General features: G+C 61.0%; 8 protein-coding genes and 5 pseudogenes. 6 read left to right on the top strand and 7 right to left on the bottom strand.

Annotation, left to right across the window (positions count from 1 at the left end):
• The first annotated feature begins 64 nt into the window (after positions 1 to 64).
• The 5 genes and pseudogenes from D3H54_RS06455 (at position 65) to D3H54_RS06435 (ending at position 6,885) form a co-directional block, all read left to right on the top strand.
• Positions 65 to 2,548 (top strand): CoA transferase, encoded by a 2,484-nt coding sequence (locus tag D3H54_RS06455; protein WP_149378344.1) that lies wholly within the window; start codon positions 65 to 67, stop codon positions 2,546 to 2,548.
• An 82-nt stretch (positions 2,549 to 2,630) separates the two neighbouring features.
• Positions 2,631 to 3,889 (top strand): annotated as a pseudogene (locus D3H54_RS06450) (acyl-CoA dehydrogenase family protein).
• Positions 3,890 to 3,966: 77 nt separating this feature from the next.
• Positions 3,967 to 5,160, top strand: a complete 1,194-nt coding sequence (locus D3H54_RS06445) for a cytochrome P450 (RefSeq protein ID WP_149378343.1) — start codon at positions 3,967 to 3,969, stop codon at positions 5,158 to 5,160.
• A 54-nt stretch (positions 5,161 to 5,214) separates the two neighbouring features.
• Positions 5,215 to 5,664 (top strand): Zn-ribbon domain-containing OB-fold protein, encoded by a 450-nt coding sequence (locus tag D3H54_RS06440; RefSeq protein WP_149378342.1) that lies wholly within the window; start codon positions 5,215 to 5,217, stop codon positions 5,662 to 5,664.
• A 189-nt stretch (positions 5,665 to 5,853) separates the two neighbouring features.
• Positions 5,854 to 6,885 (top strand): thiolase C-terminal domain-containing protein, encoded by a 1,032-nt coding sequence (locus D3H54_RS06435; protein ID WP_286199143.1) that lies wholly within the window; start codon positions 5,854 to 5,856, stop codon positions 6,883 to 6,885.
• A 522-nt stretch (positions 6,886 to 7,407) separates the two neighbouring features.
• On the opposite strand, the gene D3H54_RS06425 is transcribed toward D3H54_RS06435, so the two are convergent.
• The 5 genes and pseudogenes from D3H54_RS06425 to D3H54_RS06400 form a co-directional block, all read right to left on the bottom strand.
• The gene (locus D3H54_RS06425) at positions 7,408 to 8,490 is read right to left on the bottom strand and encodes an IS110 family RNA-guided transposase (RefSeq protein WP_286199142.1); all 1,083 of its coding nucleotides are present in this window, start codon (positions 8,488 to 8,490) and stop codon (positions 7,408 to 7,410) included.
• A 230-nt stretch (positions 8,491 to 8,720) separates the two neighbouring features.
• A pseudogene (locus D3H54_RS06420) lies at positions 8,721 to 9,146 on the bottom strand (IS30 family transposase); the annotation flags it as partial.
• A 63-nt stretch (positions 9,147 to 9,209) separates the two neighbouring features.
• The gene (locus tag D3H54_RS06415) at positions 9,210 to 10,520 is read right to left on the bottom strand and encodes an IS256 family transposase (RefSeq protein WP_432246577.1); all 1,311 of its coding nucleotides are present in this window, start codon (positions 10,518 to 10,520) and stop codon (positions 9,210 to 9,212) included.
• Between the two features lie 106 nt (positions 10,521 to 10,626).
• Positions 10,627 to 11,253, bottom strand: a pseudogene (locus D3H54_RS06410) (transposase); the annotation flags it as partial.
• A gap of 555 nt (positions 11,254 to 11,808) precedes the next feature.
• A pseudogene (locus D3H54_RS06400) lies at positions 11,809 to 12,669 on the bottom strand (IS3 family transposase); the annotation flags it as partial.
• Positions 12,670 to 12,902: 233 nt separating this feature from the next.
• On the opposite strand from D3H54_RS06400, the gene D3H54_RS06395 reads away from it, so the two are divergent.
• On the top strand, positions 12,903 to 13,958 hold the full coding sequence (locus D3H54_RS06395) for an IS110 family RNA-guided transposase (protein ID WP_149378338.1): 1,056 nt from the start codon (positions 12,903 to 12,905) through the stop codon (positions 13,956 to 13,958).
• 16 nt (positions 13,959 to 13,974) lie between these two features.
• Here D3H54_RS06395 and D3H54_RS06390 read toward each other — a convergent pair.
• Positions 13,975 to 14,150 (bottom strand): annotated as a pseudogene (locus tag D3H54_RS06390) (transposase); the annotation flags it as partial.
• Positions 14,151 to 14,329: 179 nt separating this feature from the next.
• Complete coding sequence (locus tag D3H54_RS06385) at positions 14,330 to 15,466, bottom strand: TniQ family protein (protein WP_149378337.1); 1,137 nt, start codon at positions 15,464 to 15,466, stop codon at positions 14,330 to 14,332.
• Positions 15,467 to 15,640 lie beyond the last annotated feature (174 nt).

Genomic DNA, 15,640 nt, shown 5'->3' with positions numbered 1-15,640 from the left:
ATGTTCAAAAGGCCGATACTGATCGTCTTGAAGTATCGACGGGACGCCATAGCCTAAGCAGGAAATGCCTGGTTGCGCAACGACGACGTCAGGCGTTAATGTCGGTGAACGAACGCTCAGCAGAGGAGCTGACGACGAGGAAGGCCACGTGACGAGAGACGCGGAGGTTTCGCGTAAGCGTCCGACAACCAGCTCGGTGCCGGATGGGCAAGAAGCCAATAGGGGTGGAGCGTTAGCCGGCCTGACTGTTCTTGACTTGACCACCGGGCTCGCAGGGCCTGTTGCAACCAGGCTCCTAGCCGAGGTCGGAGCTGACGTGATCAAGGTCGAGCCACCCGATGGTGACGTTGTTCGCAGGGTTTGCCCTGCCGGGTTCGCCGCTTGGAATCGCAGCAAGATCTCGATCTCCTTGGACCTGAATACCGATGCCGACAGGTGCACCTTGGACGATCTGCTTTCGCGCTCTGATGTGATCGTCCACGATCTGACGCCATGCAAAGCGGAGCGACTAGGCCTCGACGACCGATCGCTCAGCTACAGGTTCCCCGGCTTGATCGTCGCGGCAGTAACGGGTTATCCGCCGCATCATCCTGATGCCGAACGTGCCGGATACGAGATCCTTGTTCAGGCCAGGCTCGGGGCGATGGACGAACAGCAGGCGATTGGGCCTGGCCCTATGTTCATCCGGATGCCGTTCGCCAACTGGTGTGCCGCCTACCTGCTGGCGGCGGGCATTACGGTGCGACTACTGCAGCGGCGAGCCTCTGGAGCGTCGTATCCCGTGTACACCAGCCTATTGCAAGGAGCACTCGTACCTGCTGGCCTCTACTGGCAGCGCGCCGAACGGCCGCCGGATTGGATGACGCGTCACGCATTGCGGCGTGACGACCACCCATCGAATCTGACGATATTCCGATGTGCCGACGATCGGTGGATCCACCTCCTCGGCGGATTCACCGAATCCGAGCCCATCACAACGGCTTTGGCTGCTGCCGGTCGATCCCATCTAGCGGGTTCCGCCGTTACTGTCGAGACCCGGCACGAATGGTCGAGCGTGATCGCATCGAAGACCGTCGACGAGTGGACAGCGCTGTTGTGGCCAGCGGGGGTGATCTGCATGCCTGTGTTGGATATGGGCGAAGTCCTTACCCTGGAGCAGACGCGAGTCAACGAGTACGCCGTACCCGTAGAAGACCAGCGATTCGGGCCCACTGTCCAAGCGGGTTTCCCGTTCGAGATCCGACCGGCCCCTTCGGTGCGCGGCCCCGCTCCATGGACACCGACGCAGCCGCTCACGGCGCTTCGCAACTCCGTAATCAACGGTTGCCAAACAGAGCAAACACCGGCCGCTAATGGTGTGGACTCCGCGCGAGTGGGCCTCTCCGGTATCCGTGTCGTCGATTTCGGATCCTACGTAGCCGGCCCGTTGGGTGCCCAATGCTTCGCCGACTTTGGCGCCGACGTCATCAAAGTTGAGCCCCCATGGGGCGAACAGGGTCGAACCATCAACCAATTCACGGGATGTCAACGAGGCAAACGCGCTTTGGCGGTCAACCTGCGCGACCCCGCGTCAGCAGAGATCATCGAGCGGCTAATTCGCTCGGCCGACGTTGTCATGCACAACATGCGCGAATCAGCCGCAAAGCGGCTGCGAATCGACGAGGAATCCGTCCGCGCGATCAACCCGGCAGCCGTGTACGCGCATTCTTCAGCTTACGGCGCACGCGGCCCGTGGCGTGAGTTCGCCGCATTCGACCCCGCAGCGTGCGCACTGTCGGGATGGGAACAACACATCTCCGGGACCGGCAATCCGCCTACGTGGCTACGTAATTCGGCGATGGATTCACAAGCGGGTTTGAGCCTCTTCCTCGCGTCGGTTATCGCGTTGTATCGCCGCGCAGTCACCGGGCAGGCCAGTCCTGTACGGACGTCGCTCCTCGGCGTCGCTGCCATGTCCTCCAGCGAGGCTCTCGTTCGAGCCGACGGCAGCCGGACTCCCTTCCAACCGATTGACGCCAACCAGCACGGAGTGTCGCCGTACTACCGCATCTATGAAGCAAGCGACGCATGGATTGCGATTGCGGCGGTGAGCGAGCGGGACAGGCAGGCATTGCACAAAGCTCTTGGCGTTGACTCCGCATCAGCACTTGAGCCAGTCATAGCTGAGTGCCCCGCCGCGGACATACTCGCACGACTGCGTAGTGACGATGTCCCCGCCGAGCTCGTCGTAATCGACGGTCGAGACGGCTTCTTCGACCGAGAAATCCGCCTTAAGACCGGCCTCGTCACCGGCTTTGCCACCAAGGATTACGGCTGGTTCGAACACCCAGCTGGCTTCTGGTCAGATGCCCATGGGTCCATCGGCAGCACACGCGGCATACCGGCAGTCGGCGAACAGACTGTGGAAATCCTTGGCGAGCTGGGCTACTCGCAGCCCGAAATTCAATCCCTTGTTGATAGGCATGTCGTTTCCGTCGCCCCAACCCAGCCACCTGAGAATGTGACAGCAAAAAGGCTTACGCGGTCACTTGCCACGACGATCGAATAGGTGATCGCACTCTCCCGCGGTGCGCGTCAAAGAGGAGCATACTTTGAATTTTTCTAGTACATCGTTTGAACTCGCTTCGGACATAACTACCTACATACAACAACTCGATGACTTCATTGCGGCCGAGATCAAGCCGTTGGAACTCGACAACGACAATATGCGATTCTTTGACCATCGACGCGAAGATTCGCGGACAGATTGGGACCGTGAAGGCCTGCCAAATGAAGAGTGGGAATCGTTGCTCGGAGAGGCCCGTCGACGCGCAGATGCAGCGGGACATTACCGCTTTGGCCTGCCGGCCGAATACGGCGGAAAAAGTGGAGGTAATCTCGCTATGGCCGCTATTCGCGAGCACCTATCGAGTAAGGGCTTGGGTCTGCATAACGACTTGCAGAACGAACATTCGATCGTGGGAAACCAAGTCGGGGCACTCCTCTTGCTCGAATACGGATCACAAGCGCAAAAGACTGAGTGGGTTGACGATCTGGCAAGCGGGCAACGGAGTCTGGCGTTCGCAATCACCGAGCCGAACCACGGTTCCGACGCTACCCATATGACAACATCGGCCCGTCGTTCCAGTGCTGGTTGGTTGATCACCGGGGAGAAGATATGGAACACCGGAATCCACACTGCATCCGCCGATCTCGTGCTGGCCCGCACCAGCGGCGATGCAGGGGACGCCCACGGGCTGACGGCATTTCTCGTCCCCCGGACAGCGCAGGATTCGAAGTAGTGAATTATCTGTGGACATTCAACATGCCGACTGATCACGCCTATGTGCGACTGACCGATGTCGAGGTTCCAGCGTCAGCGATACTGGGCGACGAGGGACACGGACTACAGATAATACAGCATTTCTTCAACGAAAACCGTATCCGTCAAGCGGCCGCGAGTCTGGGAGCAGCCCAATATTGCATAGACCAATCGGTCGAATACGCACTCACGCGTGCCCCGTTTGGACGGAAGTTAGCGTCTAATCAGGGAATTCAATTCCCTCTCGTCGAGTTACATACCCAATGCGAGATGCTGCGCGCGCTGGTTTACAAGACTGCGTGGTCAATGGATGAGTACGGTGCGTTCTCAGTCTCTGACAAAGTATCGATGTGCAACTATTGGGCAAATCGGCTGTGCTGCGAGGCTGCTGATAGGGCGATGCAGATCCATGGCGGACTTGGCTACTCACGGCATCTGCCTTTCGAGCATATCTACAGGCATCACCGCCGCTATCGCATAACCGAGGGATCTGAAGAAATTCAGATGCGTCGTGTCGCCGGCTACCTTTTTGGTTTCATGACACAAAAAGCTCCCAAGGGTGTGTCCGTGAAGACAGCGCTGACATGATGTCCGGAAAGTAGCCGCGAATCACGTCAGCGAGGAATGGACCGCCCGCTAGCAATACCACCAGGGAAGGAACCGACATGCCTTGTCCAATTGTAGAGTTCGACCATCATTCGCATGAGTACGCGACGGATCGCTTGCAGATTCTTTCAAACTTGCGCCACAATTCCCCGATCGCGTGGACTGCAAGTAACGGCGGGCATTGGGTTATCACCAGTTATGACCTTGTCCGCCAGGTAATCCTAGATGACAAGACATTCACTGCAGAGTATCTACCAGGTCGTCGCGGCGGCATAACGATTCCAGAGAGTGACCGGCCTCGCATCATTCCCGGCGAGACCGACGGTGAAGAGCACACCCGTTATCGCGTTGCGCTCCGCGACAGATTCTCGCGTCCGGCCATTGCCGGCGACCGACAGTGGATACAGTCGTTGGCAGAGCAAGCGGTGGATGCAGTCATCGAGCGCAACGATTTCGATGTAGTGGCAGATCTGGCGCTGCCCATACCATCAGCAGCCGTACTCCACCTACTGCAACTAAATGTATCTAACCCAGTGCGGTATTTTCGGGCTGTTGAACTCGCGATCGGTATCCGTGTGGAGGAGGATGTGGATCGCGACGAGGACAGTATTCGTGCTGACATTGAATCTGTTTGGGAAACACTCCATTCTGCCGTATTGGAGAAGCGTTCCAACCCCGACGACGGATTAATCAGCTTTCTAGTCCAACGCGATCCTCCGCTCAGCGACCTTGAGATCCGAGATATCGTCGTTAGTACCGTGCTCGGCGGAGCACGCACTACGGCCGCCCTCATTGAGAACATGTTGTGGTATCTCGACATTGATCGGAACCTACGAGCGACTCTCCAAGCGGACATGTCATTGATTCCCAAAGCGGTCGACGAGTTCGTCCGCCTAATCTCACCGGCCCAAGTGGTGGCACGGACTGCAACTCGTGATGTCGAACTCGGTGGCGTACTCGTGAAAGAAGGGGATCGCGTACTGGTTTCGTGGCAGTCGGCCAATCACGACGAGTCCACGTTCGCCGACCCCGAGGAATTCCGTCTAGATCGGCCGCGGCGCCCTCACGTGGGGTTTGGTGTCGGCGCTCACGCCTGCCTTGGTACCTGGTTGGCAAAAGCTGAAGCAGAGTACACACTTCAATACGTCCTGACGAAAATGCCCGAGTACAAGTTGGATCGCGCCAACTGCAAACGATACGAGGACATGCTGGTCAATCAGTGGCTAGTCATGCCAGCAGTCGCACGCCCTTAAAGCCCAATTACTGACGCTAGAACGATCGTTGACCTGAAAGGCAGATGGCAAGCAATGCCCGAAACGAGCTTAGACGAGCTGCCCACCCTCGGTAGTATCGGTCCTCGCGCAGACGGTATCGATATCCCCTTCTGGGAAGGACTTCGTGTTGGCGAGCTGCGAATGCAGCGTTGCACCGACTGCGCCGCATGGTGGTGGTTCCCGGTGTGGCGTTGTGGAGACTGTGGATCGTGGACGCTGCACTGGCAGGCTACCCCAGTGCGCGGCGTGGTTCGCTCGTGGATTCGTACGCATCACGCATTCGCACCTGAAATGGCAGGTCTAGTCCCGTACATCAACGTATTGGTCGAATTGCCTGACGCCGGGAATCGGCGCCTTCTCGGTCTTCTCATCGGTGACGACGAGGAGCTTGCCATAGACGCGGAAGTGGAGGGAGTCATCCAAAAGCCTTCGGAGTTGACGAACAACGAGGCCGTTTTGAGATGGAAGCTGGTGGGGCGCTGATTATGCCTACCCTCTTATCGCCCACAATTTGTATGAAAGACAAGCGAATTGATTAATCACACACTCCGCGGCGCCACAGCGATAGCCGGGGTCGGTCAAACTCCGTTCTATCGCAGAGGTGAATCACCTTACTCCGAGCGAAAGATGTTGCTACAGGCCATCGTAGCCGCTTGCGAGGAGGCAGGAGTCATGCCTGGCGAGATCGATGGCTTTGCGACGTACCACCACGACAAACATAACGGCACGCTTCTAATGAACGAGCTCGGGACTCGAGAACTGCGGTGGTCAAGCATGGTCGCCGGTGGTGGCGGCGGCGGCATACCCGCCGCGATTGGAATGGCGTCGGCAGCAATAATTTCTGGGCAGGCTGAGATCGTCGTGGTGTACCGAACCATAGCTGAGCGGGAATTCGGTCGATTCAACACAGGTGTCGAACAGGAACACGCGGACCCACACTATCTCGCGCACGGCGTTAGCGTCGCAGCGCAGATGGTCGGCCTCCGTTCCAAGCTCATGCTCGAAAAGTACGCAATACCAGCGGAAGCTGTCGAAGCGCTGGTACTTGCCGACTACTTCCATGCGCGCAACAATCCGCGAGCAAGAGCGTACGGCAACGAACTCGATCCGACGACGTATCGTGCCTCTAGGATGATCGTCGACCCTTATCGTCTGTACGACTGTTCCCGGGAATCCGACGGAGCCGCAGCGGTGATCGTGATGTCAGCCGAAGCCGCGCGTGCGCGATCGCGCCAACCCGTGTACCTCCTGGGGATCGCGCAGGGCGCACCCTTCCGAGGCGGGGACGCTGTCGAAAACTTTGGCGAGTACAGCCTCAGCGGTTTCTCCTCGGTGGCCGCCAGACTTTGGCAACAGACCGGTCTCAGCGCCACCGACGTCGACGTCGTACAGGTCTACGAGAACTTCAGCCCAGCGGGTGTCGGGGCGTTGATGGAACACGGTTTCTTCGACGCGGAGAATGTCGCTGAGGTCATGACGCTTTCGAATTTGACCAGCCCCCAAGGGAAGTTGCCGGTCAATACAAGCGGCGGATGTCTGGCAGAAGGATTCATTCATGGCATGGAGGTTGTCCTCGAAGGAGTTCGGCAGATCAGGGGCGATTCCCCAAATCCGGTCCCGGACGCTCAGGTGTGCCTGATAACCGGTGGTCCTGCCTCGACGTACGTCAGTTCGGCCTTGCTCGGCACGCAAGCAACGCTTTGACATAAAGAGTTTCGAACACAGTTTCACGTGGAAACGGCTTGTTGTCGAGAAGTGCCGGAGAGCGCGTAAGTCGCGTCTATTTGCGTCTTGCTGGGCTGGTAGCCGGCGGCATCGGCATGGTCATGACGCTTGCACTTCTCGACGATCGGCTTCTCGTTCCAGGCTCACCGCTCCCCATTTCCAGCCGGACCACGAACGTAATCACCACTGTGAATCTGCACAGCATCAGCCGCCGACCCGCAACCGGTGCGCCAGGCTAGCGTGACCTCCACTACTGGTGTTGACGACGGTTGAAGTTCCGGCCAGTAGCGACGGGGTGGGTTCAAGTCAACGTCGCAACACCAACGGACTGCTTGACGCTAGCAGGGTGGCGAATAGATCGGCGAGGCAACGGTCTTGGAGGACCATTCGGGGGCGTTGGTTGAGTTCGTCCTCGACTGCCAGTAGGTGCTCCAGCGAATAGTTGGCGAGGGTGACGCCCTTGGGGAAGTAGTCACGCAGCAGGCCGTTGATGCTTCTATGTCAAGCGGCGGGCTGATATCGGGTGATCTGATGCTGCCATGACGCCTGGTCGGTGATCATCGCCCGATGTACGACGTCGACGAGGTGGCGCTGCAGGATGCGTCGTGCGCCGCGGGCGCCTTTGGCGGGTGTGTGGCGAGCGAGTAGTTCTTGCGCGGCGGGGTGCCATCTCTTCTGCACGATGGCGGCTGTGTAGAGCACGCTGTTGAGTCGGCGGTTCCCGCCTCGGTGTAGCCGGTAGCGCTCTTTGTCGGAGGAGTAAACCGGAATTGGCGCGCAGCCCGTGTAGCGGGCAAGTTTGGCTGATGTGGAAAAGCGTGTTACGTCACCGATTTCGGAGATCAGCACCGCTGCCGAGTTGTGGCTGATCCCGGTGATCTCAAGGAGTGTCGGGGCAAGCGGGGTGACGAGATCCTTGATCGTCGCGTCCAGATCGTGAACACGTCGGTTCAGGTCGGCGATCTCGGCGATCATCTCGGTGAGCGCCTGGCGGATATGAGTGCGCAGCGGTGCTGCGCCCAACCGTGTAGTCAGGGTGTTCAGCACTTTGGTGCGTGACAGGTCGCCTGGAGTGTGGTCGAGCCAGACATGGAACTGCGCTTTGATCTGGTTGATCACCATGGTGCGGCGTTTGACCACATCGGAGCGGTAGTCGACCAAAACCCGCAGCTCTCGGACGTGTTCATCAATGCGGTGCCGGTCAAGGTCGGGAGTCGCGATCACGGCATGAGCTGCAGCCGCAGCGTCCGTGGGGTCGGACTTGGAACCGGTGGCGGCGTGCAGCTTGCGGTGGGCTGCGGTTAGACGGCTCGGGACCCAGACCACCTCATGACCTGCCAGTAGTAGGCCATCGGCCAGACGGCGGGCGAACCCACGACCATCCTCGATGGCCCAGGTGATGAGCGCGTCATCGGTGAGCGACCGAATCCACTTGAGCAGGTTAGTGATCACCAGTGCGTCGTTCTTCACGGTCAGTGGTTGGCCGATCCGCCTGCCGGCCGCATCGACGGCCACTGCGACATGAACGTGCTTGTGCGGGTCGATCCCCACTGTCACCATCGTGATGTCCTCTCGTTTGCCCACGCGGATGACGGGACAGCGGCGAGGGCCCTGACCGAGGGACAGACCTATTGCGAGTTGACGGCTCAGCAGGCTTCTATCAAGTCACTCTCGGTCAGGGCTCTCGCCCCATAGACAGCTGTGGACAAATCAACGGAAGGCCTGAAGCGGCACGTGTTCTCCGAGTCACCCAACTGCCCAACCCGAACCTCTCCCGTCGAAGATGTTCGGGCACGACTCACTTTGCACCAATAGGTGTTCTCGTTGGTGCCGCGTTGCCAGGGTGATCGGGAGTCGCAGAAGTAGACCGGTGCCCCGAGCTTGTCAGCGGTCGCGAGGTGTCGGGCCATCTCGGTGCCCTGGTCCCAGGTGATCGACCGCATGAGCTCGGGCGGCAGGTCCCGCATCCGGTCGACCAGAGCGGTGTGCAGCGAGTCAGAGTCAGCGCGGGGCAGATGGATGAGGCGCAGTGTTCGGGTCTGGCGTTCGACCAGTGTGCCGATCGCCGAAAGGTGGTTGTCACCGATGATGAGATCGCCCTCCCAGTGCCCTGCCTGTGACCGGTCGACGGGCAGGAACGGCCGGTCGTGGATGGTGAGCATGGGTTGTTGGAAGCGTCCCCGCCGGCGCTGTTGTCGCTGGTGTGCGCGGCGGTGATCTCGACCGGTGCGCAGCGGTGAACGGCGGTGCGGCGCTAACCGGAGCCTGTCAAGTTGTTTGTGTAAGTGGGTAGGTCGGGTGGGCTAGAGGTAGGGGTTGATTCGGTCGGGGTAGGCGATGGCGAGTTGGCCGAGTGCTTGTTTCCAGTTGGTGGTGATTTGGCCTTCGATGAGTCGGCCGGGGCCGGTGCGTTGCGTGAGGGGTTTGCCTCGTTGTTTTTCGCGTTCTCGGGCTCGTTTGTCTTCGATGGTGCAGATGGCTAGCCAGAGCAGTTTGACCACGGAGTCGTCACTGGGGAAATGGCCGCGGTTTTTGATGATCTTGCGGAGCTGGTAGTTCAGCGATTCGATCGAGTTCGTGGTGTAGATGACCCGGCGCAGCATGGGCGGGAACGCCAGAAACGGGGTGAACCGCTCCCACGCGTTGCGGAACGCGGCGATGGTGTGCGGGTTTTGTTGTCCGAGTTCGGATTTGGCGAAATCTTCCAGTTCAGCCAGAGCGGATTCGGCGTCGGGGGCTTGGTAGATCGGTTTAAGGGCGGTGGCGACCTTTTTGCGCTGGTTGTAGGACACGAACCGCATCGCGGTGCGGATCAGATGCACCACACAGGTTTGGACCGTCGCCGCTGGCCAGGTCGCCTCGATGGCTTCGGGGAAGCCGGTCAGCCCGTCACAGCAGACGATGAGCACATCGGACACGCCGCGGTTGGCCAGCTCAGCGCACACCCCCGCCCAGAATTTCGCCCCTTCAGCGGCTTGGACCCAGATCCCCAGGACGTGCTTGATGCCGTCCATATCGACGCCCACGGCCAGGTGGGCGTGTTTATTGCGGACGTGGGCGCCGTCGCGGACCTTGACGACCAGGGCGTCGAGGTAGATCACCGGATAGAACGGTTCCAGCGGCCGGCGCTGCCAGGCCAGAACTTCGTCACTGATCTCATCGACGATCTTCGACAACGTCTCGCGACTGATGTCGGTGCCGATCGTGGCAGCCAGGTGATGTTCGATATCGCGGAGTGTCATCCCGCCGGCATACAGCGAGATGATCATCTCATCCAGGCCGCCAAGGCGGCGAGATCCCTTGGGCACCAACGTCGGTGAGAACGTGCCGTCACGATCACGCGGGATCGCCAGCTCGACATCGCCGACCTGAGAGGCCACCGTTTTCGGATACGAGCCGTTACGGGAATTCGGGATCAAACTGGCCTCGGGATCGCCGCGTTCATAGCCGAGGTGATCGGTGAGTTCGGCCTGCAGGCCGCGTTCGAGCCCGGCTTTGATCAGCTGCTGGATCAGCCCGTCATGGCCGTCGAGTTCAACCTCACCGGCGTCAATCTTGGCGAACAAATCATCTAGGGCGCCGGAGGCCCTGAGCTTGTCGGTGGCCGCTTTCATCTCACGACGCCGCTGCTCACGAGCTTCAGGATCAATCACAGTCATCAGTGTCGACTCTCCGTCAGGACACCACACCCCTTACACAAACCATCTGACACCTCCGCTAACGCGATGGTCTTAGGAACCGCGAATTCGGTTGATAGACAGCCTGATAGATACTCTCATGGCACAACCACATCGACCGATCAGCGGGGAAGCGCAACTTGAGGTGCCGGCTGATCTGCTGTGGGCTCCACCGCCGACCGAGCAGCTCGGCGACCACGCGGCCCAGCTCAACATTGACGTCGACTCGGCGTCGATGGCGACGGGCTCGACGCGCAGCCGCGTGGCGATGAGCATCGAAAGGTCGGTATCCGCGGCCGGTCGGCGCGTTGCGCCGCAACTCCCGGGAGATTGTTGACGGCGCTCGGCCGAGACGCTTGGCAATCGCCCGCATGCTCAATCCGGCGCGCCGTAAATCACCGATCTCGATGCGCTCGTCCTGGGACAGGTAGCGCGGGCTGATCTCGCGCACCTCGAGCCGATCCAACGGTGGGACGAACCTGATTTCGACGCCGTTGCGGACGACCTTGTAACCGCTGGTCCAGTTCGTCGCCGCGGACCGGGACACACCGACTTCCCGGGCCGCGGCACGGATGCTCCACCCTCTGGCCCGCAACTCCATGAATCGCTGACGTTTGGCCGACAGCGGACGCCGCCCCGGCCCCTTCTTCACCCGACGCGACGATGCCAACACAACCTCCAGAATCTAGAGAAGTGTTGCGACCGTCCCTAGAAACCACCCCGTCGCGTCTGGCCTGGTTTTCGACCGTCGTCGACAACTGGTGGGGCCGATCAATACGCTTGGCTCACCAAAGAGTCCGCCATACGCAACAGCAAGGTGGTCACGATTCCACTGTTCTTCCACCACACCCAATGGAACATCGACACGGCTCGCTGCTGCAAGGCGCTCTCCATGAGCAAACGCCGCAACGCCCAGCGAGTGATCAGTCCGGGCTAATGAGTTCGGTTCGCCCGCCACCAACGAACAGCACCTGCCCGGTGCTGTCGCTCGAGGCTTCCGAGGCGAGATACAGGGCACCACTTGCTGCCTCCCGAGCACGTCCCATTCGCCTTGATGGCACCTTGTCCAATAGTGGTACGCATCGCTTCGAGCTTCAACGTTCCCTCTTCACTCGTGATATCCGGACACTGTGCGTTGACCCTGACATGCGGTGCGAGTTCCTTTGCGAGCTGTCGTGACAGCGCCACCATGGCGGTGAGGGGGACCCGTTTGGTGGTCCAGTCGCTATGCGACTTTCGGTTGGTGGGTCGTGGCCCACTGTAGGGCAAACTCGGCTGGGGTGCGGTCGCCGTGGGCGGAGTGGGGCCGGTTGGCGTTGTAATCGCAGCGCCAGTCCTCGATGATCACTCGGGCTTCCAGCAGCGAATCGAACCGCCACAGGTTGAGCAGCTCGTCACGCAGTCGGCCGTTAAATGACTCAATCCACGCGTTCTGCCACGGCGACCCCGGATCAATGAAAAGTGAACCGGCACTGTTGAATCGGCACCAATCAGACACGGCGTGCGCCACGAACTCGGGGCCGTTATCGAAACGCACGTAATACGGCGCCCCGTGAAGCAGAGCCAGCCGATCCAGCACAGCCACGACCCCGTCAGCATCGATGCTGCGATCGACCTCGATGGCGAGGGCTTCGCGGGTGAACTCGTCGATGACGTTCAACATCTTGAGGGTGCGACCGTCGGCGGTGGTGTCGAACTGAAAGTCCATCGCCCAGATCACATTCGGCCGGATCGGCGACATCGCCCCCACGGCGACACCGATCCCGGTCGGCCGCTTCTTGCGGCGCCGCTGAGGCACCCGCAGGCCCTCCTCACGCCACAGTCGACGGATGCGCTTGTTGTTGGCCTTCCAGCCGGCTCGGCGGGCCATCTTCGCTGCCCGGCGCCACCCCCAGCGCGGTCGGTCGGTGGAGAACCGGCGCAACCAGGCCCGCAGCTCGGTCTCCTCGGTGGTGACCGGCGCCGGTGTCAGCCGCATCGTGGAGCGGTGCACACCGACGACTAAGCAGGCTCGGCGCTCAGATACCCCGAACCGCTCACGCAGCGCAATGACGGCACTGCGCTTGCGGTTCGGGGTCAGAAGTTTCCACTGATGATGGTTTCTGGACGCCGTCCCGAGGTTGTGACTCCGAAATTTCCTGGCCGATCGAGTGCCTTTCAAAGGACCTGTCGAGCCTCGGACCGGTGCCCACCACAGAAAAGAACTCGGGCTTCGGCGCGAAGGGTGTGACCTGATAGGAGCGTGCTCGTCCGCGGCTCATCACTGGCCTGTCCACCTCTCGGCACGACACCCGGCCAACGAGAGGAACCAGCCCTAACATGGCACGCAGCAAACGATCCATCATCGGCGGCGTCGACACGCACACGGCAACGCATCACGCCGCAGTCATCGACCTCAACGGCCGACTGATCGCCGATGCCGAATTCCCCGCCACACCCACCGGTTACGCATCGATGCTGACATGGATGCGCGCACACGGAAAGCTTGGGCAGGTCGGTGTCGAAGGAACCGGCGCCTACGGGGCAGGGCTGGCCCGCTACCTGCACGATCAAGGCATCGACGTGCTCGAGGTACCGCGTCCTGACCGTCGCATCCGCCGGCAACGCGGCAAGAGCGATCCGATCGACGCTGAAGCGGCTGCACGAACCGTGTTGGCAGGCACGGCAAGCGGAGCGCCGAAGCTGGCCGACGGTCCGATCGAAGCCATCCGGATGCTGCGCGTTGCCCGCAACGGAGCAGTCAAGGCCCGCACGGCCGCACTCAACACCCTGCGGTCGATAGTCATCACCGCCCCCGAGCCGTTGCGCACCCAGCTGCGGCCCCTGTCATCAGCGAAGCTTGTCGCTGCCTGCGCACGTCTGCGGCCTGACCTGGCCAACCTCACCGAGCCCATCCAAGCCGCAAAACTCGCCTTGCGGTCGATAGCCCTGCGGGTTCAACATCTCGACACCGAAACACGCTCTCTACGAACGCAACTCGATGAACTTACCCAATCGGCCGCACCTGCCACCAGCGCCATATTCGGGCTCGGCCCCGACACCGTCTCCGCGTTGCTGATCACCATCGGTGACAACCCCGACCGGCTACGCAGCGAAGCCGCGTTCGCCCACCTCTGTGGCGTCGCCCCGATCCCAGCGTCGTCGGGCAAAACCAACCGACACCGCCTGCACCGCGGCGGCGACCGGGCCGGCAACAGTGCGCTACACATCGCCGCCGTCGTGCGCCTTCGCTACGACCAGCGCAGCCGCGCCTACGCCGACCGCCGAACCGCAGAGGGCCTGTCCATGCCCGAAATCATTCGCTGTCAGAAGCGCTACCTGGCCCGCGAAATCTTTCACGCACTACGCGCCGATTACGCCAAAATCAGCATTTGACATCTATAGGAGCGTCCGCCGAGAGATCCTTGAGCATGTCGATGTCCAAGGCCTGGTTAGCAACCAACTTCTTAAGCCGGGCGTTCTCGGCCTCAAGCTCTTGAGCCGCTTCGCCTCGTTGGCCTTCATCCCGCCGTACTAGGCAAGCCAGCGATGCCACGTCGACTCGGCGACCTCGAGGTGCCGGCACAAACGCCAGTTCTTCTTGGCTGAAGCCTGCTTTGAGGCGCTGCTTGCGGATGTTGGCACCAACCACCTCGCGCCAGTATTCCCATTGCGCGACCCGTTCGGGGTCGTTCTGGCTTGGGCGGGTAGGCACGGTGCTCAGCGTGTCGGTACCGTCGATTCAAGTCAGCCCTACTAGTGATACATCATCCGTTGTGAGTTTCGCACAGCCGTGAAGGGTCGGCGGTGCGTGCAGCGACCTTCTCAGCGGCGTGCACCGGCATGCGCGCCGTGCCGGGGGTTTGTTTGTGTGTGATACCGGTGATGTGGATCGGCGCGGTGAGGGCCTGTACGGTGGGGGTCAGCCGCGATCGTCTGCCTTTTCCGAAGCTCCGCGACGCGACAACGAGTGCGCCGCCGCAGATCTTGTGCATTGACGCGGTCGCTTGGTCGCCATTGTGCGATGACAAGAGAGCGACCGCTGAGGCCACTGCCAGTATGCCGCGGGGTATTGACGCCGAGACTGGTAGAGGGCACTCAGGGGTATTCGACCAGCATCTGACCGCATACCCCAACAGGGTTTGTGTGGGCGCGGCGGCGACAAGCAGGTCGGCGAGAAAGCCAATGTCGTAGAGGATCGCTGCGGCCGGCGGGCGGTCGGCTCCATAGATCGGTAGAGGCGATCGCGGTGGTCCAATCATGGCGTCGAGGCGGCGCTGGGCGATGAGGAGTACGTGGTTGCGGGGCAGGTACTTGACGGTGGTGTGACATAGGTCGTAGTCGCAGGGCTGGTTGTCGCGCCCGTGATGGACGCGGTTGGCGCAGTGCCCGAGATGCGGAACGCAGTTGCGGTAGGCGGGGTGTCGACGTTGGGGGCTGCGACAGCGTGGGCACACCTCCGCGAGGAGGCATCCATGGATCGGGCAGGCAATCGCGGCGCGTAATCGCCAGCTCAATTTCCAGCGGCCGCCGGTGCCGCTCAGGCAGTGGGGGCAGAACCGGGAAACGGGTTGAACGAACGTGTGCACGGGCAGCGTGACGCCGCCGGATATTGTTGTGCCGGTTGCGGTCAGGTGTTGCCATGTCATGGCCCGGATCTCGTCGCGTGGCACCCCGGCAGTCAGTGCGAGATGGTCAGCTTCCGCCTCGGCCCACGCCGCTCCCCTCGTCGCGCGAGGGTCGATGTTCAGAAATTGCATGATGTCGATGACCGTCACACCGTGGCGGCTGGCCAGGGCGTCCACCCACGAGTCGAGGGACTCCCCCGCGGCCGGCTGTACCCGCAGCGGTAACGTCCGGACGGGAGTGGGCCCGGCAGAGTACGGCGAAGCTTGCTGTGGCACTCACGGCTCCTTAGCACGAGTACCTGCGCGGCCGACACTTCTCAGGGCTTGGCTGGAGATTGTCGGTCGCCGAAGCCATGCGGCGCGCTTCCTCACGCAACGCGACACGTCAGACGCAGTGTATTACTAGTAGTGCACTACCCGTTGGGTATTACTAGTAGTGCGGCGCTGGTG

The sequence above is a fragment of the Mycobacterium sp. ELW1 genome (genome assembly GCF_008329905.1).
Lineage (GTDB): Bacteria > Actinomycetota > Actinomycetes > Mycobacteriales > Mycobacteriaceae > Mycobacterium.
This window is presented reverse-complemented; position numbering and strand designations above follow the sequence as displayed.